This is a genomic window from Pseudomonas sp. TUM25319, assembly GCF_056388475.1.
This window is the reverse complement of record NZ_CM150751.1, coordinates 4791361-4812798: the sequence shown is the minus strand read 5'-3', so window position 1 is coordinate 4812798 and position 21438 is coordinate 4791361. Positions and strand designations below refer to the sequence as shown.

19 protein-coding genes are annotated in these 21438 nt (G+C 64.7%); 8 read left to right on the top strand and 11 right to left on the bottom strand.

Translation table 11 applies throughout. From position 1 onward, the window contains the following. Positions 1–68: 68 nt before the first annotated feature. Positions 69–815, top strand: a complete 747-nt coding sequence (locus AC05QJ_RS21870) for an SDR family oxidoreductase (RefSeq protein WP_476743366.1) — start codon at positions 69–71, stop codon at positions 813–815. Here the strand turns inward: AC05QJ_RS21870 and AC05QJ_RS21865 are convergent. From AC05QJ_RS21865 to AC05QJ_RS21840, 6 genes are all read right to left on the bottom strand, one after another. Then, positions 812–1105, bottom strand: a complete 294-nt coding sequence (locus tag AC05QJ_RS21865; RefSeq protein ID WP_476743365.1) for a hypothetical protein — start codon at positions 1103–1105, stop codon at positions 812–814. The two genes, AC05QJ_RS21870 and AC05QJ_RS21865, sit on opposite strands and share 4 nt — an antisense overlap. Positions 1106–1177: 72 nt before the next feature. Continuing rightward, positions 1178–2602 (bottom strand): AAA family ATPase, encoded by a 1425-nt coding sequence (locus tag AC05QJ_RS21860; protein ID WP_476743364.1) that lies wholly within the window; start codon positions 2600–2602, stop codon positions 1178–1180. Positions 2603–2630: 28 nt separating this feature from the next. After that, entirely contained in the window at positions 2631–4715 is a 2085-nt protein-coding gene (locus AC05QJ_RS21855; RefSeq protein WP_476743363.1) for a PAS domain-containing protein, read from the bottom strand. Between the two features lie 55 nt (positions 4716–4770). Then, positions 4771–6180, bottom strand: a complete 1410-nt coding sequence (gene mapR, locus AC05QJ_RS21850; protein WP_476743362.1) for a GntR family transcriptional regulator MpaR — start codon at positions 6178–6180, stop codon at positions 4771–4773. Between the two features lie 40 nt (positions 6181–6220). Next, entirely contained in the window at positions 6221–7630 is a 1410-nt protein-coding gene (gene ccoG / locus AC05QJ_RS21845) for a cytochrome c oxidase accessory protein CcoG (RefSeq protein WP_476743361.1), read from the bottom strand. A 121-nt stretch (positions 7631–7751) separates the two neighbouring features. Then, on the bottom strand, positions 7752–7991 hold the full coding sequence (locus AC05QJ_RS21840) for a DUF3203 family protein (RefSeq protein ID WP_476743360.1): 240 nt from the start codon (positions 7989–7991) through the stop codon (positions 7752–7754). 181 nt (positions 7992–8172) lie between these two features. Here AC05QJ_RS21840 and AC05QJ_RS21835 point away from each other — a divergent pair, with 181 nt between their 5' ends. Next, the gene (locus AC05QJ_RS21835; protein ID WP_476743359.1) at positions 8173–8688 is read left to right on the top strand and encodes an MgtC/SapB family protein; all 516 of its coding nucleotides are present in this window, start codon (positions 8173–8175) and stop codon (positions 8686–8688) included. Between the two features lie 561 nt (positions 8689–9249). On the opposite strand, the gene AC05QJ_RS21830 is transcribed toward AC05QJ_RS21835, so the two are convergent. Beyond that, positions 9250–10149: a hydroxymethylglutaryl-CoA lyase gene (locus tag AC05QJ_RS21830; protein WP_476743358.1), complete on the bottom strand. Its 900-nt coding sequence runs from the start codon at positions 10147–10149 to the stop codon at positions 9250–9252. 22 nt (positions 10150–10171) lie between these two features. Continuing rightward, positions 10172–10573: a MerR family transcriptional regulator gene (locus AC05QJ_RS21825; protein ID WP_476743357.1), complete on the bottom strand. Its 402-nt coding sequence runs from the start codon at positions 10571–10573 to the stop codon at positions 10172–10174. Positions 10574–10935: 362 nt separating this feature from the next. Between AC05QJ_RS21825 and AC05QJ_RS21820 the strand changes: the two genes are divergently transcribed. Continuing rightward, positions 10936–11886, top strand: a complete 951-nt coding sequence (locus tag AC05QJ_RS21820; protein ID WP_476743356.1) for an IS110 family transposase — start codon at positions 10936–10938, stop codon at positions 11884–11886. 371 nt (positions 11887–12257) lie between these two features. On the opposite strand, the gene AC05QJ_RS21815 is transcribed toward AC05QJ_RS21820, so the two are convergent. Beyond that, positions 12258–12917: an HAD family hydrolase gene (locus AC05QJ_RS21815; protein WP_476743355.1), complete on the bottom strand. Its 660-nt coding sequence runs from the start codon at positions 12915–12917 to the stop codon at positions 12258–12260. Positions 12918–13008: 91 nt separating this feature from the next. Between AC05QJ_RS21815 and lexA the strand changes: the two genes are divergently transcribed. The 4 genes from lexA to AC05QJ_RS21795 are packed head-to-tail and all read left to right on the top strand — an operon-like array spanning position 13009 to position 18742. After that, entirely contained in the window at positions 13009–13626 is a 618-nt protein-coding gene (gene lexA, locus AC05QJ_RS21810; RefSeq protein ID WP_476743354.1) for a transcriptional repressor LexA, read from the top strand. Continuing rightward, positions 13626–14246: a translesion DNA synthesis-associated protein ImuA gene (gene imuA / locus AC05QJ_RS21805; RefSeq protein WP_476743353.1), complete on the top strand. Its 621-nt coding sequence runs from the start codon at positions 13626–13628 to the stop codon at positions 14244–14246. The genes lexA and imuA overlap by 1 nt, the downstream gene beginning before the upstream one ends. Positions 14247–14249: 3 nt before the next feature. Continuing rightward, a complete protein-coding gene (locus AC05QJ_RS21800; RefSeq protein ID WP_476743352.1) occupies positions 14250–15665 on the top strand; it encodes a Y-family DNA polymerase in 1416 nt (471 codons plus the stop codon). After that, the gene (locus AC05QJ_RS21795) at positions 15641–18742 is read left to right on the top strand and encodes an error-prone DNA polymerase (protein ID WP_476743351.1); all 3102 of its coding nucleotides are present in this window, start codon (positions 15641–15643) and stop codon (positions 18740–18742) included. Before AC05QJ_RS21800 ends, AC05QJ_RS21795 begins: the two co-directional genes overlap by 25 nt. Positions 18743–18746: 4 nt before the next feature. Here the strand turns inward: AC05QJ_RS21795 and AC05QJ_RS21790 are convergent, their stop codons facing one another. After that, positions 18747–19568 (bottom strand): aldo/keto reductase, encoded by an 822-nt coding sequence (locus AC05QJ_RS21790; protein ID WP_476743350.1) that lies wholly within the window; start codon positions 19566–19568, stop codon positions 18747–18749. Positions 19569–19691: 123 nt separating this feature from the next. Continuing rightward, positions 19692–20588, bottom strand: a complete 897-nt coding sequence (locus AC05QJ_RS21785) for a LysR family transcriptional regulator (protein ID WP_476743349.1) — start codon at positions 20586–20588, stop codon at positions 19692–19694. A 129-nt stretch (positions 20589–20717) separates the two neighbouring features. Between AC05QJ_RS21785 and AC05QJ_RS21780 the strand changes: the two genes are divergently transcribed. Further along, entirely contained in the window at positions 20718–21416 is a 699-nt protein-coding gene (locus AC05QJ_RS21780; protein ID WP_476743348.1) for a CoA transferase subunit A, read from the top strand. Positions 21417–21438: the final 22 nt, after the last annotated feature.

Here is a 21438-nt window from a genome sequence, read left to right as displayed (position 1 = left end):
CAGCGAGAAAATAGCGAGCCTTGCGCAAGCCCGCAGGCTTTACACGGTCGGTTGTACCAGGAGTAGCAATGGACAAAGTCATCATCATCACCGGTGCCAGTCGCGGCATCGGTGCCGCCACGGCGCTGCTGGCTGCACGCCAGGGTTACCGGATCTGCATCAACTACCTCGCTGACGACGAAGCCGCCTACCGCGTGCTCGCCCAGGTCCGCGAGCTGGGCGCAACGGCTATCGCCGTGCGGGCCGACGTCAGCGTCGAGGACGAAGTGGTCGCGCTGTTCCAGCGGGTCGACCACGAACTGGGCCGGGTGACCGCGCTGGTCAACAACGCCGGCACCATCGGCCAGAAGAGCCGGGTCGAGGAAATGTCGGAGTTTCGCCTGCTCAAACTGATGAAAACCAATGTGGTCGGACCGATGCTCTGCGCCAAGCACGCCCTCGCGCGCATGTCGACCCGTCACGGTGGCAGCGGCGGGGCCATCGTCAATGTGTCCTCGGTGGCGGCCCGCCTGGGCTCGCCCAATGAATACGTCGACTACGCCGCCTCCAAGGGCGCCCTCGACACCTTCACCCTGGGCCTGGCCAAGGAAGTGGCGGGCGAGGGTGTGCGGGTCAACGCCGTACGGCCGGGCTACATCTTCACCGACTTCCACGCCCTGAGCGGCGATCCCGAGCGGGTCAGCAAACTGGAGCCGAGCATTCCCATGGGGCGCGGTGGCCAGGCCGCAGAAGTGGCGGAAGCGATCATGTGGCTGGTGTCGGACAAGGCGTCGTATTCGACCGGGAGCTTCATTGATCTGGGGGGCGGGCGCTAAGCGCTCGCTTCCCTTGCCGCAGCGCTTCGCAACGCCGGGGAGCGCTGTCCACTGCAGCGATGGATGAATGCCGCAAGTGCTTCCATCCGCTGCCGGAGATCGAGAACGTCCAGGTTGGCCTCGGCCGCGCACACGTTCTGCGCGATCTTCATCTTGTCCACGGTGCTCTGGATCTCGCCATTCCTGCGGCGGAACGTCAGCGCCTTGCCGAACGGGCCGTCGTCGATCTGCTCCTCGAAGGTGTCCGGGTAACTGCTGTGCAGGGCTGCGCGCAGCGTATCGGCGGCCACGTAGTTCTCGATTTCCCGCCCGGCGGTGATCCAGCAGATCCCCCTGGATTGTTCGATTTCTGCCTGGATCCGCTACTTGGTAGCGTTCACCTGCTCCGACGCTTGCTTTTTGTCGCTGTCGATCAGGAACGCGAGGTTCTGGTTGAGACTGCGCAGCGCGATCAGCGCCTCAATGTCCTGGCGGCTTTCCTCCAGTTCTGCACTCAGGTGCGACAGCAGCCGACCGCCGTAGAACATGATGGCGTAGTCGATGCCTTCGCGAAGGGTGCTGTCCACTGCCTCCAGCCAGTGCTTGATATACAGGCGGTCCGAGGGGCCTTCGACCCAGATGATGCAATTGCTCTGGATCAGGTCCGACTGGCGGTAGCCGAGATCCTGCAGGGTGGTCCAGCGGGTGTCGGATAGGTACGCATTTCGCACCCGGGTGAACCCTTCGCGCTGCTCGACCTGGAAGATGGCGGCCTCCGCGGTATCAATCAGTGAGGCCGAATGAGTAGCAATGAAATACTGGTTCCCGGTGTTGTGGCTCAGGTAATCCATCAGTCGGCGTTGCAAGGTCGGGTGCAGGTGCAACTCGGGCTCTTCGATGCAGATCATCGAGCCGCTTTCCAGCACGCAGTTGATGCCGATGACGATCAGTTGCTGCAGGCCCATGCCCAGGGAGTCGATGGGCAGTTTCTTGCCGTCGATGATGATCGACAGGACATGGGTATGGGAAACCTCGACCTTCAGGCTTTCGGTTTCCGTCACGTAGCGCAGGAAGTGGTTGAGCTTGTCGTATCTGGCGTGAGTGTTGCGGCCATAGGCCGAAGGGTTCTGGATTTCCTCGATGCGGTTGATGAAGCCCCGACCATCGGGGGTGGACTTGCCATCGCTCTCGTGGGTGATGGTCCTGATGGCAGGGACCAGTCGACTCGACTTGCCACGCCAGCTGAGGCCATGGCTCGCGACGACTTCATTGCGGCTGTGGACTGCGGAGTAGGGGTAACGGGTTTTTTTTCCTGTTTCCTTGATCCACTCGCTCAGCAACCCGAGCGCGTCTGGCGACATTGACTTGCGGGCGGCGGAGTCAGGATGGGAAATGACCAGATCGGTTTTGGGGTCATGCCAGATGAGGTCGTGGTCGTCGGCGATGTGGTCGAGCCATTCCAGCCACGCGGCCGTGACCGTACGAGGGCCGTCGAGCGTCGAGAAGGCGGCCAGCAGTTGGTCACGCACGGTCTGTTTCGGAGTGCAGAGGCCGGCCAACATCGGTTCGCTCTGCCTGTCCACGTTGAAGTCCAGCGGCCCCATTTCTCGAGGTCCGAGGCTGAAGGTCGCGCTCGACAGGTAGCCGTCGGTGTGGCTATCGAGGAACTCCAGAATCGAGGACTTGCCCGAGTTGTTGGCGCCGACGAAAAAGTTGATTGCCTTGAAAGGTCCCATGAACTGCACGTCGGGGCCAAAGCCCTTGTAGCTGGCAAGGGCCAGTCCCGGCAGGTAGATACGTTCCGACATGTACTGATGTGTCCTTGCGTGAAGGGTGTCAGCCCGAGGCTGTTTCCTGGCGGGTATCCCCCAGCATTTCCCCGACCTTCTCCACCAGCACTTCCAGTGCGAACGGCTTGGTCAGCACGGCCATCCCCACCGGCAGTTGCCCGTCACTGTGGGCGGCGCTTTCGTCGTAGCCGGTGATGAACAGCACGGGCAGGTCGGGGTAGTGCTGGCGGGCAAGGCCAGCGAGCTGACGGCCGCTGAGCCCGCCGGGCAGGCCGATGTCGGTGACCAGCAGGTCGGGGCGCGAGCCCGTTTCCAGGGCGGACAGGGCGGTAGCGGCGTTTTCGAATACCTCGACCCGGTGACCGTTTTCTTCAAGAATTTCGCCGATCACCATGCGTAGCGCGGTCTGGTCTTCCACCAGCAGGATGTGCCTGCCATCGCCTGCCTGTGGCACAGCGCTGGCGGGTTGTTCGATGGGCCCTGCGAGCGTCTGGCGATGACGCGGCAGGTACAGTTCGACACGGGTCCCGCGGCCCGGCGCCGAGAGGATGCGCAACTGCCCGCCGGACTGGCGCACGAAACCGTAGGCCATGGACAACCCCAGGCCGGTGCCCTGGCCCAGCGGCTTGGTGGTGAAGAAGGGATCGATGGCCCGCTCGGCCACTTCCGGGGACATGCCGCTGCCGTTGTCCTCGACACTCAGGCACAGGTACTGGCCGGCAGCGAGGTCCAGCGGGCGGCTGTGTTCGTCGACCAGTTCGAGGTTTTCGCTGCGGATATCGATGACGCCGCCCGCCGACAAGGCGTCGCGGGCGTTGATGCACAGGTTGAGCAGGGCGCTCTCCAGCTGTGGTGGGTCGATGAAGGTCTGCCACAGGTCGGCGACGAAGCTGCAGCGCACCTCGATGGCCGGGCCGACGCTGCGGCAGATCAGGTCCTGCATGCCGCTGACCAGTTCACCGATATGGGTCGCCTGGGGTTGCAATGTCTGCCGGCGGGAGAACGCCAGTAGCCGGTGCACCAGGGAGGCCGCGCGCTGGGCGGAGCTGTTGATCGCGTCGAGCATCGGCGCGAGTTCCGCGAAGCGCTGTTGATGCAGGCGCTGGCGCATGAGCTCCTGGGCACCGAGGATGCCGCCGAGCAGGTTGTTGAAGTCGTGGGCGATACCGCCAGTCAGCTGGCCTACCGCTTCCATTTTCTGGGACTGGCGCAGGGCTTCCTCGGCCCGCAGCAGGCGTTGCTGTTCTTCGATGCGTTGGGTGATGTCATAGGCGAACAGGTAGGCGCCTTGTTGCAGGCCGTTGTTGTCGTACAGCGGGTTGAACCTCAGTTCGTAATGACGGCGGTGATCGCCGCTGCCGAATGCGCCGTTTTCGATGAAGGCTTCGCCGGCCAGCGCCCGCCGCCACAGGGCCAGGGCCAGGGCGCAGTCGTGCGGGTTGCCGCACAGGGTCTGCTCGATGCTGTCGCCGATGGTGGGGACGTGGTCGTAGAGGTAGTGGAAATCCTTGAGCGACTGGTGGTTGATGGCCTGCCAGCGCAATTGGTTGTCGACCACCTGTACGCAGGCCACGCTGTGGTCCACCAGCATGGCGAACAGTTCGCGCTCGGCGACGGCGGCCACAATGCGCTGTTCCAGTTCACTGTTCAGGCGTTGCAGGGACAACTCGGCGCGACGGCGTTCGGTGACGTCCTTGAACAGCACGGCCACCTGGCGGCGCTCGGCGGGTTCGATGCGAAAGGTGGTGACCGAGAGCACCCGGCCGGTGGCCACCAGTTCCTGCTCGAAATGCAATGGCTGGCCGGTGCGCAGCACGGCGCCGTAGCGGGCGACCCATTGGTCCGCCTCATCGGCGACCATTTCCCGCAGTTTCTGTCCGACCACGTCGGGAATGCCGGCGTGGCGCGCATAGGCCGCGTTGGCCAGGACATGCACATAGTCGCTCAGCGGGCCATGGGGGCCGTCGAAGAACTCGATGACGCAGAAGCCTTCGTCCATGGTGTCGAACAGCGAACGGTAGAAGTTATCGTCCCGTCCCCGTTGCTGCTGCAACTCCAGTTCCAGCGCGGCATTGCGCTGTTGCAGTTCATGCAGTTGCAGGCGCAGGGCGTTCAGTTCGCTGGGGGGCATGGCGGTATCCGGAGGTGAGGCATGGCGGCACTTTAGCCTGACCGACGGATGACGGCTAGAAGGAGCGCATGATCCTTCCGAGGGTCTCCATGGCTTTTTCCGACTGCTCGTTCCACGGGCTGCCATAGTTCAGGCGGATGCAGTGGCGAAAGCGCCGGGTCGGCGAAAAGATCGGGCCTGGCGCGATGCTGATGCCTTGTGCCAGGGCCATCTGGAACAGCTTCAGCGAATCCATGCGTTCCGGCAGCTCCAGCCACAGGAAGTAGCCGCCGGACGGATGACTGACCCGCACCTGCTCGGGAAAATGCCGGGCGATGGCACCGAGCATGGCGTTCTTCTGCTCTTCCAGGGCGTAGCGCAGGCGCCGCAGGTGGCGGTCGTAGCCGCCGTGTTGCAGGTAGTCAGCGATGGCCGCCTGGGCCGGCATCGAGGCGCACAGCGAGGTCATCAGTTTCAGCCGTTCGATCTTCTGCGCGAAGCGCCCGGCGGCAACCCAGCCGATGCGATAGCCGGGGGCAAGGCTCTTGGCGAAGGAGCCGCAGTGCATCACCAGGCCTTCGGTGTCGAAGGCCTTGGCCGGCTTCGGCGCCTGCTGCGCGTAGTACAGCTCGGCGTAGACATCGTCCTCGATCAGCGGCACCTGGTGCTCGCGCAACAGCGCGACCAGCGCCTGCTTTTTCTCTTCCGGCATGCTTGCGCCCACCGGGTTCTGGAAGTTGGTCATGCACCACACGGCCTTGACCGGGTGCCGCTCCAGGGTCTGCGCCAGCACGCCGAGGTCGAGGCCTTCCCGTGGGTGCACGGGGATCTCCACGGCCTTGAGCTTGAGCCGCTCCAGCACCTGCAGGCAGGCGTAGAACGCCGGTGACTCGATGGCCACCAGGTCGCCCGGTTCGGTTACCGCCTGCAGGCACAGGTTCAGCGCCTCGAGAGCGCCGTTGGTGATCAGCAGTTCCTCCATCGGCAGCATCAGGCCGCCGACCATGTAGCGCAGGGCGATCTGCCGGCGCAGTTGCGGATTGCCCGGCGACAGGTCGGTGACCACCATGCGCGGGTCCATGTCGCGGCTGGCGCTGGCCAGCGAGCGGGCCAGGCGCGGCAGGGGGAACAGCTCCGGGCTGGGGAACGCCGAGCCGAACGGCACGGTGTGCGGGTCCTTGATGGACTGCAGGATGGAGAACACCAGTTCGCTGACATCGACCTCGGTGGATTCGCTGGCCGAGTCACTGATCCGTGGCTCGCTGAACGGCTGCGGTGCGTGGGCGTTGACGAAATAGCCGGAGCGCGGTCGGGCGCGGATCAGGCCACGGCGCTCCAGTAGGTAGTAGGCCTGGAACACCGTGGACGGGCTGACGCCGTAGGTCTGGCTGGCATAGCGCACCGACGGCACCCGCTGGCCGGGGCCCAGGACCCCGGAATAGATCAGTTCGGCAATGTCGTCGGCGAATTTCTCGTAGCGTTTCATCAGGGGCCTGCAGGTTCGAAGTGCGACGCAGTGTAGGTGATCAGCGGTTCAGTGGCGCGACGAAACGGCTGCGGGCCACGGCGCGGATGGCCGGCTCGTCGTCTTCCACCAGCTCGAAGTCCAGTTCCAGCGAACCGCTGCTGGCGCGATCATCCAGCCTGGCCACCGAGACCGGCACTTCGGCCATCTCGCCGGCGGCGATGTCGAGGCGGGTCTTGCCGTGCAGCTCGAACCCTTCGGCGTCGACCAGGCGCAGGGTATAGCGCTGCTGTTCCTGGGTCTTGTTGATGACTTTGAGGATGTAGATGTTCTCGATCTGGCCCAGGGCATTCTCGCGGAACAGACCGCGGTCCTTGATCACGTCCATCGACACCATCGGCCGCTGGTGCAGAGCGATCGCCAGGGCGCCGATCATCACCACCAGCACGGCGACGTAGCCCAGCAGGCGCGGGCGCATCCAGTGCGTATGGCCGCCTTGCAGGCTGTGCTCGGACTTGTAGCCGATCAGGCCGCGGGGGTAGTTCATCCTGTCCATGATGCTGTCGCAGGCGTCGATGCAGGCGGCGCAGCCGATGCACTCCATCTGCAGGCCGTCGCGGATGTCGATACCGGTGGGGCAGACCTGCACGCACATCGTGCAGTCGATGCAGTCGCCGAGGCCGCTGCTCTTGTAGTCGGTGTCCTTCTTGCGCGGCCCGCGGGATTCGCCGCGACGCGGGTCGTAGGCCACGGCCAGGGTGTCCTTGTCGAACATCACGCTCTGGAAGCGGGCGTAAGGGCACATGTGCATGCACACCGCCTCGCGCATCCAGCCGGCGTTGATGTAGGTGGCGCCGGTGAAGAACAGGATCCAGAACAGGCTGACCCCGCCGGCCTGCAAGGTGAACAGCTCGGCGGCCAGGGGGCGGATCGGCGTGAAGTAGCCGACGAAGGTCAGGCCGGTGAGCAGGCTGATGGCCAGCCACAAGGTGTGCTTGGTGGCGCGGCGGGCCAGCTTGTTCGGGCCCCAGGCGGCCTTGTCCAGCTTCATGCGCTGGTTGCGGTCGCCTTCGGTGACTTTCTCGCACCACATGAACAGCCAGGTCCAGGTGCTCTGCGGGCAGGTGTAGCCGCACCAGACGCGGCCGGCGAACACCGTGATGGCGAACAGGCCGAAGGCACAGATGATCAACAGCGCCGACAGCAGGATGAAGTCCTGCGGCCAGAAGGTCGCGCCGAAGATATGGAACTTGCTTTCCGCCAGGTCCCAGAGCACGGCCTGGCGGCCGTCCCAGGTCAACCAGGCCGTGCAGAAGAACAGCAGGAACAGGAAGCCTGCGCCACCCAGGCGCAGGTTGCGGTACAGACCGGTAAAACTGCGGGTGAAGATCTGTCCGTCGCTGGTGGTGGCCTTCTTCTTGTGAGAGGGCTCGGTAATTTCAACGATCTGGACGGGGATAGGTTCGCTCATGGTTCGTCGCTCATCAGGCCTCGATCAGGCCAGAGCACTATGGCGACCCATCTGTTTGCATAACAGGCTCAGGTATTTCTATAAAAACCGTATCAGATCGTCCTTGAAAAGCCTCGGGGCCCTAGATTATCGAGCCCGGGGCGCTGCTCTTCAGATGCCTGCGACCATCCACCGCACCGGCCACGGTGAGCGCATCGGCCTCGGCTTCAGTAATCGGCACGCGCTTGCCGGCGAGTTCGGCGACGGACATGCGCAGGTCTTCGTCGGTGAGTACCTGCACTTCGCTGGCGGCGCCTTCGATGTTCAGGTCTTCGCCGATCAGGGTGCAGCGTTGGGTCTGTTCGTTGATTTCCACGGGCATGGTTGTGTCCTCGATGTTCCTCTGTGGGAGCGAGCCTGCTCGCGAAGGTCGCGACGCAGCCCATACTGTCAATGACCCCGCGCCCGTCGCGGTTACTGGCCCGGCCCGATCAGCGGTCATTTCGCACTTTGCCGTCCCGCTCGTTGTCCATCCCTTAACTTCCCTGACGATGGACATGGCCATGGACGCTTGGTTGCACGAGGTGTGGCTGACCCTGGTGGCGGAATTCGCCGACATCACCGATGCCAAGCAACTGACGCAGGTATCGGTACGGCTGGTGATGGCCGCGCTGCTCGGCGCGGTACTGGGTTTCGAGCGTGAAATGAAGGGCAAGGCCGCCGGAGTACGTACCCACATGCTGGTGGCGATCGGCGCGGCGCTGTTCGTGCTGGTGCCGCGCATGGCCGGGGCCGACGATGCGGCGCTGAGCCGGGTGGTGCAGGGTATCGTTGCCGGGATCGGCTTTCTCGGTGCGGGCACCATTCTCAAGGGCCACGATCAGGACGCCAGCCATGTCAAAGGGCTCACCACGGCGGCAGGCTTGTGGATGACGGCTGCCATCGGTGTCGCCGCCGGCATGGGGCGCGAGGCCACGGCGCTGTTCAGCACGGTGCTGGCGCTGGTGGTGCTGGGGCTGATGCCCTTGGTGGTGAATCGCCTGGAAGGCAAGGACGAGGAGCAGGAAGGGAAAAACTGAAGGGCCGGAATGCACTGAGGGGGAGCCGAAGCTCCCCTCAAAGATTGTCGCGTGCTCTTTTTTTATTGTTGGAGGGCGGCCTGTTGTTGTTTTTGGCAGCCGTTGCCTCTTTGGTGCTTGTGCGATCCCCATCCGGGATCAAGAGCAAACGTATTTTTTTGAGCGCTGATCGACCTTCATCATTGCTGATCCAACCGTGACGGGCGCTACCTTGAGGTAGTTTTATTGTTCTCTGTCTGGTTGCGGGGCACGCCCCCGAAAAGCCATCCACTCCAAAAAAATCAGTTAGCCTCGCCTCTACCGTTTTGTTCTTGTTGTTCGAGAGCCGTTACGTCTTATTTTTATTGGGTTTGCCGCATTTCTTATTGTTGTTGTGCCAGAGATATAGCAGGTGCCGTGCCAACTTTTGAAAACTCAATAAAATCAATGGTTTGCTGGTTTTCGCGAAAAAGCTGGCACGGGGAAATCCGCTGATTTGTTTCCGTGTTACCCGGAATTTCCCTGGGAAGTGTGAAGGCGGTAACACTTTGTGTCAGCGAGGACGCTGTTACCGCCAGGGTGTCAGCAGGCGTTACGGGCGCGGGCCACACGCGAGCCATTGGCTCGGCCGAGCACCGAACTGATGCGCTGGCCGGCGTCGATGAGCTTTTCCAGGTCGATGCCGGTCTCGATGCCCAGGCCCTGGAGCATGTACAGCACGTCCTCGCTGGCGACATTGCCGCTCGCGCCTTTGGCGTAGGGGCAGCCGCCGAGGCCGGCGACCGAACTGTCGAACACGTTGATCCCTTCCAGCAGGCTGGCGTACACGTTGGCCAGGGCCTGGCCATAGGTGTCGTGGAAGTGCCCGGCCAGTTGCGGGCGTGGCACCTGGGCGCCCACCACGTTGAACAGATGACGGGTGGCGCCCGGCGTGCCAGTACCGATGGTGTCGCCCAGGGACACCTCATAGCAGCCCATCTCATACAACTCGCGGGCCACGGCCGCAACCTGGCTGGCGTCGACCTGGCCTTCGTATGGGCAACCCAGCACGCAGGACACGTAGCCGCGCACCCGCACGCCGTGCTTGCGCGCCGCGTCCATGATCGGCACGAAGCGCTGCAGGCTTTCGCTGATGGAACAGTTGATATTGCGCTGGGAGAAGGCCTCCGACGCGGCGGCGAACACCGCCACTTCCTTGACCTGGGCGGCGAGGGCATCCTCGAAGCCGCGCAGGTTCGGGGCCAGCGCGGCGTAGGTGACGCCGGGCTGTTGGCGGATGCCGGCGAACACCTCGGCGGAGCCAGCCATTTGCGGCACCCACTTGGGCGAAACGAAACTGCCGACTTCGACGTAGGACAGGCCGGCGGCGGTCAGGTCGTCCACCAGCCGCACCTTGTCGGCGACGCTGATGGGTTGGGCTTCATTCTGCAGTCCGTCGCGGGGACCGACTTCGACCAGACGAACGGTGGTGGGCAATGGCATGGCTCGGGGTTCCTGTTGGGGCTCAGTGGCCGTTTTTCTGATTGTTCAGGGTGATGTCCAGCGCCTGCTTGCAGCGCTCTTCGGCGGTGTCCAGTTCCAGTTGCATCTGCTGGATGTCGAGCAACTGCTGTTCAAGTTGGGCGCGGCGCTCGGCGATCTTGGCCAGCATGCTGTTGAGCTGCTTGGTGTTACCGCCGGAGGGGTCGTAGAGCTCGATCAGTTCGCGGCATTCGGCGAGGGAGAAGCCGATGCGCTTGCCCCGCAGGATCAGCTTCAGGCTGACCTTGTCGCGGGCCGAATAGATGCGTTCGAGGCCACGGCGCTCGGGGCTCAACAGCCCCTGTTCCTCGTAGAAGCGGATCGCCCGGGTGGTGATGTCCAGCTCGCGGGACAGGTCGGAAATGCTGTAGGTCTGGCTGCTCATTGCGCGGGGCTCGATGATGAAGGCAATGGGCCTAAGCTACTGGCAGGTTGACGTTTACGTCAAGGTCGGGGTGTTGGGCATGGCGATAACTCTGTAGCGCCCTGGAGATCGAGCGCCGCCCGCGCGGCGCATCGCTGGCAACGCCAGCTTGTGTCTTCAAGGCCTCTTAAACTCAGAAGGGTGAGAGCGGTGGATGGCAGACTGAATGCCAGCGGTGCTTAAAGCACGAGTGGGAGCCAAGTCGCCATCCACCTCTCACTCTGACCAGAAGCCCGAACAGTTGGATGAGCGGCAAAACTCGAAATCACAAGCTAGGGATAGGTCAGAGCGCTCTCACTTCTTGAGTGTAAGAGGGCTTGGCGATGATTTCCTACTTTGTTGGTCTCGATGTTTCGAAAGCGACTGTGGATGTGGGGTTTCTTCCTGCGAATTACCCGCAGTTCCAGATCAGTAACGACTCTGATGGCTTCGCTCAGCTGATTGCATGCCTGAACGGGCTTGAAGTCGAGCGAGTACTGCTTGAGGCCACCGGTGGTTATGAGAGGGCTTTGCTCAAGGCCCTGCAGCTAAGCGGTCTTAATGTGGTTCGCGTCAATCCCAAGCGCGCTCGTGACTATGCCAGATCCATGAACAAGCTTGCCAAGACCGACAAAATCGACGCTCGGATGCTGGCGAAGTTTGCCCGAGATATCGAGGACTTGCCGCCGGTTGAGCCTAACCAGGCTCGGGATGAGCTGGGGGAGTTGATCAAGCTGCGAGGCAATCTGGTCAAGGATCGAGACAGCAGCAAGCGCCGGATACAACAAACCACTCAGGCCATAGCTATATCCACCTACACCGATCTCATCGCTTATCTGAACCAGAAAATCAAAGCACTGGATGAGGCGATTGAGAAGGCCTCGAACGCCCTGAATCAGGAGAAAGCCAGTCAGTTGAGATCGGTGAAAGGGATTGGAGTCATTGCGTGCGGCACGCTCATGGCATCGCTGCCTGAGCTCGGAGCCGTGACAGGGCGCAAGATCGCGGCCCTGGTAGGGTTAGCCCCTTACAACAACGACAGCGGCAAGAAGAGCGGCCCCAGATCGATCGAAGGCGGGCGCTATGCAGTGCGCCGTGTGCTCTATATGTCGACCTGGTCAATGGTTCGCCACGATCCGGAAGTCAAAGCCGAATATGAGGCTCTGCGAGCGCGAGGCAAACTTGCCAAGGTCGTTATTGTGGCCTGCATGCGCAAGATCCTGGTACGTCTTAACGCGATGCTGCGAGACGGCACGAAGTGGAAAGAACCGAAATCTCAGATACCCGCAACCTGACAGCAAGCGAGGGCTGATTTACTGAAAAGCGGGCTTCGCCAGCGAAACCGCAATGCGGTATCGCTGGCGAAGCCATGCCTGAAGGGGGCGTTTGAAAAAAATCCTTAAAGACAGTTGCTCCCACATTTGTTGCAACGCGCCATGGCCTGTGGGATTTGAGTTGCTAGCCTTTGGTGCTTGGCGATCTATTGCGGGGAGGCTATTGGGTTCGACTCGATATCGCGTCGTACAAACAAAGCGATCAACCATGGCCTGACAGACATAGGTACGTTGCAACCCATGTGGGAGCGAGCTTGCTCGCGAAGCGCCGCGTGGGCGGCGCTCGATCTCCAGGGCGCAGAAAGCCTCCCGGCTAGCACATGGTCGCTCAATTACCCGACCCGCATCCCCCCGATCACCTCCCACAACCGCGCATCGGCAAAGTCCGCCACCACCAGTTGCGCCCCCGCCTCCAGCAACGCTTCGGGCCGCTGGCTGGTCGCCAGCCCCACGGTAAAGATCCCCGCGCCACTGGCCGCCCGTACCCCTGGCAGCGAGTCCTCGAACGCCAGCGCGTTGCCGGCCTGGGCACCCAGTCGCTCCAGGCCGGTCAGGTAGGGCAGGGGATCGGGCTTGGCCCGAGCCAGTTCCTCGGCGACCAGCACATGCTCGAAACGCCCGCTCAGCCCCAGCGCTTTCAGCATGTGCTCGGCATTGGCCCGCGGTGCATTGGTTACCACGGCCATGCCGATCCGCTGTTGCCCGGCGTACTCCAGCAATTCCAGCAAGCCAGCGGTGGCCTGCAGGGTGGGCGACAGCGCCCGGAAGCGGGCCTCCTTGCGATCGGCAAAGTCCAGGTGTTCGCTAAGCGGGCGGTCGGGGAACAGGTAACGGCACAGATCGGCATTGGCCCGGCCACTGATATGGGCGTCGAATTCGGCTTCGGTGAGGGTGCGGCCTTCTTCGTGCAGCAGTTGCTGCATGGCCAGCAGGTGCAGTTTGTCGGTATCGGCGAGGGTGCCGTCGAGGTCGAACAGCAGGGCATCGAGCATGGAACACATCCGTGGATCAGTGGCCGGCCATGATAACCGCAATGGCACGCCGATCAGTGGGGCTGGTCAGCTTCGCGGGAAAAGAGTACAAATGTGCTCCATGACCACACTCTCTCCAAAACGCGCTGCCATCCTCACCTTCATCCGCGACCGCATCGCCGATAAAGGGCAGCCACCCAGCCTCGCGGACATCGCCCAGGCCTTCGGCTTCGCTTCGCGCAGCGTGGCGCGCAAGCACATCGTGGCCCTCACCGAGGCCGGCTTCATCGAGGTCACCCCCAACCAGGCGCGGAGCATCCGCCTCGCCGGCACACTGCGCCGCCCCGAGGTGCTGGAAATTCCGGTGCTGGGCCAGGTCGCCGCTGGCCGGCCCATCGGCCCGGACGTGGACATCCACGAACAACTGATGCTCGACGCCCACCTGTTCAGCCGTACCCCGGATTACCTGCTGAAAGTCCGTGGCGACTCGATGATCGACGACGGCATCCTCGACGGCGACCTGGTCGGTATCCGCCAGCAGTCCGGTCCCCGCGACGGCCAGATCGTGGTCGCCCGCCTCGATGGCGAGGTGACCATCAAGCGCTTCGAAAAGGCCAACGGTCATTATCGGCTGCTGCCCCGCAACCCGGCTTATCAGCCGATCCTGGTCGGCCCGGATCGCGACTTCGTCATCGAAGGCGTGTTCTGCGGGCTGGTGAGGCGCGACTGATGGGCGCGGTGGTCAGTCTCGACGGGCTGCTCGACACCCGACGGGTGTGGAAGGGCCGGCCGGTCGCCGAGCCCCAGGGCCTGCAGCCCACCGGCCATGCCGCGCTGGATGCGCTGCTGCCCGGCGGCGGCTGGCCAGCGGCGGCGCTCAGCGAGTTGCTGCTGAGCGAAGAGGGCGCAGGCGAACTGCATCTGCTCTGGCCCAGCCTGGCGCGGTTGAGCGCGGCGGGCGAACGCATCGTTCTGGTCTCGCCACCCTTCATTCCCTATCCCCCGGCCTGGCAGGCGGCGGGGGTCGATCTGCGCTGGCTGTCGGTGGTCCAGGCCGACAGGACGCAAAGCTTGTGGGCCGCCGAACAGTGCCTGCGCTCCGGCAGTTGCGGCGCGGTGCTGTGCTGGCCGCAGCGCGCCGATGACCGCGCCCTGCGGCGCCTGCAAGTGGCCGCCGAGACCGGCCAGACCCTGGCCTTTGCCTGCCGCGACCAGGCGGCTGCGCTCAACCCGTCGCCCGCCGCCCTGCGCATCGCCATCGACGCCCGTCCGGCCCAGTGGCGAGTGCTCAAGTGCCGTGGCGGACTGGCACCCAACCGGCCGATCGCCGCACCCGGGCTCGTGGGGTGAGCCATGCTCTGGGCCTGTATCCTGTTGCCACAACTGGCGCTCGACAGCGTCCTGCGCGGGCGTGACGATGCCGACCAGCCGCTGGTATTGCTCAGTGGTCCGGGCAATCGCCGGGTGCTGCAAGCGGTCAACCCGGCCGCCCGCGACCTCGGCCTGCGCGCCGGGCAGACCCTGACCGCCGCCCAGGCGCTGGCCCAGGGTTTCCACACCGCCGAGTTCGACTCCGTCGCCACCGAGCGCCAGCAACAGCTGCTCGCCGCCTGGGCCTACCGGTTCAGCTCCCAGGTCAGCCTGCATTACCCGCGGGCCCTGCTGCTGGAGGTGCAATCGAGCCTCGGCCTGTTCGGGCCCTGGCCACAGTTCGAGGCCCGCTTGCGGGCCGAATTGGCCGCCCTGGGTTTTCGTCACCGTATCGTCCTGGCCAGCAACCCGGTGGCGGCACGCATGTTGGCCAATGCCCATGACGGCCTGGCCGTTACCGACCCCGACGCCACCCGCGCCGCCCTGTCCGCCATGCCCATCGACCGCCTCGGCCTGCCGCCGGAGGCCGCCACGGCGTTCAACCGCATGGGCTTGCGCCAGCTTCACCAGGTGCTGGCGCTGCCACGGGACACCCTGGCCCGGCGTTTCGCGGCACCGGTGCAATTGCATCTGGATCGCCTGCTGGGCCTGCGCGCCATGGCCCTGGACTGCTACCTGCCACCTGACCGTTTCGAGACACGGCTGGAACTGAATTTCGACGTCGAATCCAGTCAGGCGCTGCTGTTCCCGCTGCGGCGGATGATCGACGACCTGGCCGCCTTTCTTGCCGGGCGCGATGCCGGCGTGCAGCGCTTCAACCTGGCCCTGGAACATGCCGAGGGCGCCGATACCCTGATGCCGGTCGGCCTGCTGGCCGCCGAGCGTGATGCCGGGCGCTTGCTGGAGCTGGCTCGCGGGCGGCTCGAGCAGCTCACCCTGCGTGCTCCGGTCCGTACCCTGCGCCTGACCGCCGAAGAGTTGCCGACCTTCGTGCCCCTGGCCGGCGAGCTGTTTACGGCGCGCCCGCAACAGCAGCAAAGCTGGGAACAGTTGCGCGAGCGCCTGCGGGCACGGCTGGGCGACGAGGCGGTGCGCGGCGTGGGCGTGGTGGCCGATCACCGTCCGGAATGTGCCTGGGGCAGCGAGAGCGTGCTGGCGCCGGGTGCGATCCTCAATCCGGTACCGCGTCCCGGCTGGCTGCTGGCCGAGCCCCGCGCCGTGGCGCCAGACAGCGTGCGCCTGCTGGCCGGCCCCGAGCGCATCGAGTCGGGCTGGTGGGACGGTGGTGATGTGCGGCGTGACTATTACCGGGTCGAAACCGACAGCGGTCAGTGCGGCTGGGCCTATTTCCAGGGCGGCGAGCGTGATGTGCTATGGCTGCAGGGCTGGTTTGCATGAGTGCCCCATACGCTGAGCTGCACTGCCTGTCGAACTTCAGTTTCCAGCGCGGTGCCTCCAGTGCCGAAGAGCTGTTCGGACGGGCGAAGCAGCAGGGCTACCAGGCTCTGGCGATCACCGACGAATGCACCCTGGCCGGCATCGTCCGCGCCTGGCAGGCGTCGCTGAAAGTGGAGCTGCCACTGATCGTCGGCAGCGAAGTGCGGATCGAGAACGGTCCGAAACTGGTGCTGCTGGTGGAGAACCTGCGCGGCTACCAGCAATTGTGCGGCCTCATCACCCGAGCGCGGCGGCGGGCGGAGAAGGGCAGCTATCAACTGCTGCGTGAAGATTTCGCCACGCCACCGGACGGTCTGCTGGCGCTGTGGATTCCGGATGACCTCGACGACCCGGCGTCTGGCCAATGGCTGCGTGAGGTGTTCCCCGAGCGCCTGTGGCTGACGGTGCAACTGCACCATGGCCATGACGACCGCCAGCGCCTGGAAAAACTGCTGGCGCTGGCCGCCACCCTGGCGATCCCGGCGGTGGCCAGCGGCGATGTGCACATGCACGCCCGTGGTCGCCGGGCCTTGCAGGACTGCATGACCGCCATCCGTCACCACACCACCGTTGCCGAAGCCGGCCATCGCCTGTTCGCCAACGGCGAGCGGCACCTGCGCAGCCTGGCGCAACTGACCGCGCTGTATCCGCCGCAACTGCTGGAAGAAAGCACGCGTATCGCCACCCGTTGCCGGTTCGATCTCAAGGGTGACCTGAACTACCAGTACCCCCGGGAAGTGGTGCCCGAGGGGCGTACCGCCGCCAGTTGGCTGCGGGAACTCTGCGAGCGACGCATTCCCGAGCGCTGGCCGGACGGCATCAGCGACGCCAACCGCGCCTCGCTGAACAAGGAACTGGACCTGATCACCGAGCTTGAATACGAGTCCTATTTCCTCACGGTTCACGATATCGTCCGTTTCGCCCGCGAGCAGGGCATCCTCTGCCAGGGGCGCGGTTCGGCGGCCAACTCGGTGGTGTGTTTCGTCCTTGGCATCACCGAACTCGACCCCGGCAAGAGCGAGCTGCTGTTCGAGCGCTTCCTGTCCCGGGAGCGCAACGAGCCGCCGGACATCGACGTGGATTTCGAACACGACCGCCGCGAGGAAGTCCTGCAGTACGTGTTCAACCGCTATGGCCGCCACCGTGCGGCGTTGACTGCGGTGGTCAGCAGTTACCACGCCAGCGGCGCGGTGCGGGATATCGGCCGGGTGCTTGGCCTGCCGCCGGACCAGCTCGGTGCCCTGGCCGACTGCTGCGGGCGCTGGAGCGACCGCGTGCCCAGCGCCGAGCGCCTGGTGGAAGCCGGCTTCGACCCGGACAGCCCGCTGCTGCACCGGGTGCTGACCCTCACCGGCGACCTGATGGGTTTCCCCCGGCACCTGTCCCAGCACCCTGGCGGCTTCGTCATCAGCGAGCAGCCGCTGGACACCCTGGTCCCGGTGGAGAACGCGGCGATGGACGAGCGCACGGTGATCCAGTGGGACAAGGACGACCTCGACGCGGTCGGCCTGCTCAAGGTCGATGTGCTGGCCCTCGGCATGCTCAGCGCCTTGCGCCGCTGCTTCGACCTGTACCAGCTGCATCGCGGCCGGCAGCTGACCCTCGCCAGCATTCCCGCCGAGGACAAGCCGACCTACGACATGATCAGTCGCGCCGACACCATCGGCGTGTTCCAGATCGAGTCGCGGGCGCAGATGGCGATGTTGCCGCGGCTGCGGCCAGAAACCTTCTACGACCTGGTGATCCAGGTGGCGATCGTGCGGCCGGGGCCGATCCAGGGCGATATGGTTCATCCGTACTTGCGTCGCCGGAACAATGAAGAGCCGGTGGACTACCCGTCGAAAGCACTCGAGGCGGTATTCAAGCGCACCCTCGGCGTTCCGCTGTTCCAGGAGCAGGTGATGTCCCTGGCCATTGTCGCCGCCGACTTCACCCCCGGCGAGGCCGACGAACTGCGCCGCTCCATGGCCGCCTGGAAACGCCATGGCGGCCTTGAACCCCACCGTATCCGCCTGACCGAAGGCATGTTGCGCAACGGCTACGACCTGGCGTTCGCCGAGCGCATCTTCGAGCAGATCAAGGGTTTCGGCAGCTACGGCTTCCCGGAATCCCATGCGGCCAGTTTCGCCCTGCTGACCTACGCCAGTTGCTGGCTCAAGTGCCATGAGCCGGCGATCTTTGCCTGCGCCCTGATCAACAGTTGGCCCATGGGTTTCTACAGCCCGGACCAGATCCTTCAGGACGCCCGCCGCCATCGTATCGAGATCCGCCCGGTGGACGTGCACCACAGCCATTGGGAGTGCAGCCTGGAGCCGCGGGCGGATGGCGAGCTGGCGCTGCGCATGGGCTTGCGCCAGGTTCGGGGCTTTCGTGAGGAGGACGCCCGGCGCCTGGCGCGGGTGCGGGACGAGCGCGGGTTTCGCGATGTCGCCGACCTGTGCCTGCGGGCCAGCCTCGATACCCGCGCCCGTGACCTGCTGGCCGATTCCGGCGCCCTGGCGGCGCTGGCCGGACACCGCTTCCAGGCACGCTGGGAAGTGGCGGCGGTGCAGTCGCAGTTGCCGCTGTTCGCGGCGCTCGAGCCGACTCCGGAAGTGGCGGTAGACCTGCCCGCGCCGAGTGTCGGCGAAAACCTGTTCGCCGATTACCAGACGGTCGGCACCACCCTTGGCCCGCATCCGCTGACGCTGCTGCGTCGCCGCTTGACGGCCTTGGGTTGTCGCAGTTCCGCGGCGCTGGCGGACGTCGCACACGGTGACCCGATCAGCGTGGCGGGGCTGGTGGTGGGACGGCAGCGGCCGCAGACCGCCAGTGGCGTGACCTTCGTCACCCTGGAAGACGAGTTCGGCATGGTCAACGTGGTGGTCTGGCGCGAACTGGCCGAGCGTCAGCGCCGGGTGCTGGTGGGGTCGCAACTGATGCGGGTGATGGGCCGGCTGGAATTCGCCGATGGCGTGCGCCACCTGATCGCTCGACGCCTGGAAGATCTCAGCCCGCTGTTACACGGGCTGGATGTGCGCAGCCGGGACTTCCACTGATCGCTCAGACCACGGCCAGGCGCTGCTTGCGGGCGGGCGGCGGGAAGGCTTCGTCGAGGGCGCGCAGGTCGTCGTCGCGCAGTTGCAACCGGGCGGCACCGGCATTGAGTTGCACATGGCGCGGCTCAACTGCCTTGGGAATGGCGATCACACCGTCCTGTCGGGTGACCCAGGCCAGGCTCACCTGGGCCGGGGTGGCACCGTGGGCCTCGGCGATCCGGGTCAGCACTGGATGGCGCAGCAGGCGTCCGGCCTGGGCCAGCGGACAGTAGGCCATCACCGGCACGCTGTGCTCGCGGCACCAGGGCAGCAGGTCGAACTCGATGCCCCGCTGTTCGGGGTTGTACAGCACCTGGTTGGTGGCGCAGGCCGGATCGTTCAGTTCCTGCAGGTCGTCGGTGTCGAAGTTGGACACGCCCCAGCGGCCGATCTTGCCGGCGTCGCGCAGGCGTTCGAAGGCTTCGACGGTTTCCTCCAGCGGGTACTGGCCGCGCCAGTGCAGCAGGTACAGGTCGATATGCTCGGTGCCGAGGCGTTGCAGGCTGCGTTCGCAGGCGGCGATGGCGCCTTTGCGGCTGGCGTTGTGCGGGTACACCTTGCTGACCAGGAACACCTCGTCGCGACGACCGACCAGTGCCTGGCCGACGACTTTTTCCGCGCCACCCTCGGCATACATCTCCGCCGTGTCGATCAGGGTCAGGCCGAGGTCGATACCCTGTTGCAGGGCGGCGACCTCACGCTGGCGCAGGCCGGGGTCCTCGCCCATGTACCAGGTGCCCTGGCCGATGACCGGGACCTGTTGGTTGCCGAGTGTCGTAGTGCGCATGAATGTCTCCTTATTCGAATTTGTCGGGGCCGCTGTGCGGCCCTTCGCGAGCAAGCTCGCTCCCACCGGTCAACTCGGTTGTGGGAGCGAGCTTGCTCGCGAAGGGCTGCAAAGCAGCCCCGGTCACAGCAACGCCGGATCGCGGATCCGTTCCAGCAGCACCTCCAGCACCGCTTGCGCCGCCGCCGACAGCTTGTGGTCGGCCAGCAGTATCACCCCGATCCGTCGTTCGATGCTCGGCGCTACCAGTGGCACGCACTGTGCCCCCAGTTCACGCATCTGGCCGATGCACAGCGCCGGCACCGCACTGACGCCCAGGCCGTTGGCGACCATCCGCCCGATGGTGGACAGCTGATGGCTTTCGAACGCCACCGCCAGTTTGCCGTGGTCCGCCGCCACATGCCGCTCCAGCAGCAGACGCACCGCCGACGGGCGTTGCAGGGCGATGAAGTCCTGTTTCAGCAGTTCTTCCCAACTCACTCGAGCCTGCCGGGCCAGGGGCGAGTCGGTCGGTACCACCGCGACGAAACGGTCCAGGTACAACGGCTTGAACTGCAGCGGCTCGCTGGCCTCGGGCTCGAAACCGATACCCAACTCGACCCGCCGGTGACGCACCAGTTCCAGCACCTGTTCGTTGATCACGTCGTGCACCGTGACATTGACCCTTGGGTAACGCTCGCGAAACACCTTGAGCACCGGTGGCAGCAGGTTGCCGGCGAAGGCCGGCATGGCCGCCACCGATACCCGTCCCAGTTGCAGGGTGAAGCGCTGGCGCAGCAGTTCCTCGGTGTTGTCCCAGTCCGCCAGTAGCTGCCGCGCCAGGGGCAGCAGCACTTCGCCCTCCGGGGTCAGGCTGACGCTGCGGGTGGTGCGCGCGAGCAGGGCGCCGCCCAGGTGTTCTTCCAGGCCCTTGATAGTCAGGCTCAGGGCCGGCTGCGACAGGTGCAGGTGCTCGCCGGCCTGGGCGAAGCTCTGGTACGTGGCGACGGCGACGAAGGCCCGCAGTTGCTTGAGATTCATGGATTGTTTTGAATTCCAAATCAATCAATCAGAAAAACAAAATTAACAAATCAGTCGTGCAGGAGGAAGATCGGCTCAACGCTTCCCGACACGCCGTCGGGTTCCTACAACGACAACAAGGCGGATCACATGGCCGGACTGGACAAGCGCGTAGCAACCTATGAACAGGCCCTCGAAGGCCTGACCGACAACATGACGGTACTGGCCGGCGGCTTCGGCCTGTGCGGCATCCCCGAGAACCTCATCGCCGAAATCAAGCGCCGTGGCGTGAGCGGCCTGACGGTGGTGTCGAACAACTGCGGCGTCGACGGGTTCGGCCTGGGCGTGCTGCTGGAAGACCGGCAGATCCGCAAGATGATTGCCTCCTACGTGGGCGAGAACGCCGAGTTCGAACGTCAGTTGCTCAGCGGCGAGCTGGAAGTGGAACTGACCCCGCAGGGCACCCTGGCCGAGAAAATGCGCGCTGGCGGCGCCGGCATCCCGGCCTTCTACACCGCCACCGGCTACGGTACGCCGGTCGCCGAAGGCAAGGAAGTGCGTCAGTTCAACGGTCGCAACTACATTCTCGAAGAAGCCATCACCGGTGACTTCGCCATCGTCAAGGGCTGGAAAGCCGACCACTACGGCAACGTGGTCTATCGCAACACCGCGCAGAACTTCAATCCGCTGGCCGCCACCGCCGGCAGGATCACCGTGGTCGAGGTCGAGGAAATCGTCGAGCCGGGCGTGCTGCTGCCGACCGAGATCCACACCCCGGGCATCTATGTCGACCGGGTCATCGTCGGCACCTTCGAGAAGCGCATCGAAAAACGCACGGTCAAAGCCTGACCCGTCCTTGCACAGAACAATA

Excerpts from the sequence above, each read along its gene's own strand:
- AC05QJ_RS21870 (WP_476743366.1), top strand. The coding sequence starts at position 69 with ATGGACAAAGTCATCATCATCACCGGTGCCAGTCGCGGCATCGGTGCC.
- AC05QJ_RS21860 (WP_476743364.1), bottom strand. The coding sequence starts at position 2,602 with ATGTCGGAACGTATCTACCTGCCGGGACTGGCCCTTGCCAGCTACAAG.
- AC05QJ_RS21855 (WP_476743363.1), bottom strand. The coding sequence starts at position 4,715 with ATGCCCCCCAGCGAACTGAACGCCCTGCGCCTGCAACTGCATGAACTG.
- mapR (WP_476743362.1), bottom strand. The coding sequence starts at position 6,180 with ATGAAACGCTACGAGAAATTCGCCGACGACATTGCCGAACTGATCTAT.
- ccoG (WP_476743361.1), bottom strand. The coding sequence starts at position 7,630 with ATGAGCGAACCTATCCCCGTCCAGATCGTTGAAATTACCGAGCCCTCT.
- AC05QJ_RS21840 (WP_476743360.1), bottom strand. The coding sequence starts at position 7,991 with ATGCCCGTGGAAATCAACGAACAGACCCAACGCTGCACCCTGATCGGC.
- AC05QJ_RS21835 (WP_476743359.1), top strand. The coding sequence starts at position 8,173 with ATGGACGCTTGGTTGCACGAGGTGTGGCTGACCCTGGTGGCGGAATTC.
- AC05QJ_RS21830 (WP_476743358.1), bottom strand. The coding sequence starts at position 10,149 with ATGCCATTGCCCACCACCGTTCGTCTGGTCGAAGTCGGTCCCCGCGAC.
- AC05QJ_RS21825 (WP_476743357.1), bottom strand. The coding sequence starts at position 10,573 with ATGAGCAGCCAGACCTACAGCATTTCCGACCTGTCCCGCGAGCTGGAC.
- AC05QJ_RS21820 (WP_476743356.1), top strand. The coding sequence starts at position 10,936 with ATGATTTCCTACTTTGTTGGTCTCGATGTTTCGAAAGCGACTGTGGAT.
- AC05QJ_RS21815 (WP_476743355.1), bottom strand. The coding sequence starts at position 12,917 with ATGCTCGATGCCCTGCTGTTCGACCTCGACGGCACCCTCGCCGATACC.
- lexA (WP_476743354.1), top strand. The coding sequence starts at position 13,009 with ATGTGCTCCATGACCACACTCTCTCCAAAACGCGCTGCCATCCTCACC.
- imuA (WP_476743353.1), top strand. The coding sequence starts at position 13,626 with ATGGGCGCGGTGGTCAGTCTCGACGGGCTGCTCGACACCCGACGGGTG.
- AC05QJ_RS21800 (WP_476743352.1), top strand. The coding sequence starts at position 14,250 with ATGCTCTGGGCCTGTATCCTGTTGCCACAACTGGCGCTCGACAGCGTC.
- AC05QJ_RS21795 (WP_476743351.1), top strand. The coding sequence starts at position 15,641 with ATGGCTGCAGGGCTGGTTTGCATGAGTGCCCCATACGCTGAGCTGCAC.
- AC05QJ_RS21790 (WP_476743350.1), bottom strand. The coding sequence starts at position 19,568 with ATGCGCACTACGACACTCGGCAACCAACAGGTCCCGGTCATCGGCCAG.
- AC05QJ_RS21785 (WP_476743349.1), bottom strand. The coding sequence starts at position 20,588 with ATGAATCTCAAGCAACTGCGGGCCTTCGTCGCCGTCGCCACGTACCAG.
- AC05QJ_RS21780 (WP_476743348.1), top strand. The coding sequence starts at position 20,718 with ATGGCCGGACTGGACAAGCGCGTAGCAACCTATGAACAGGCCCTCGAA.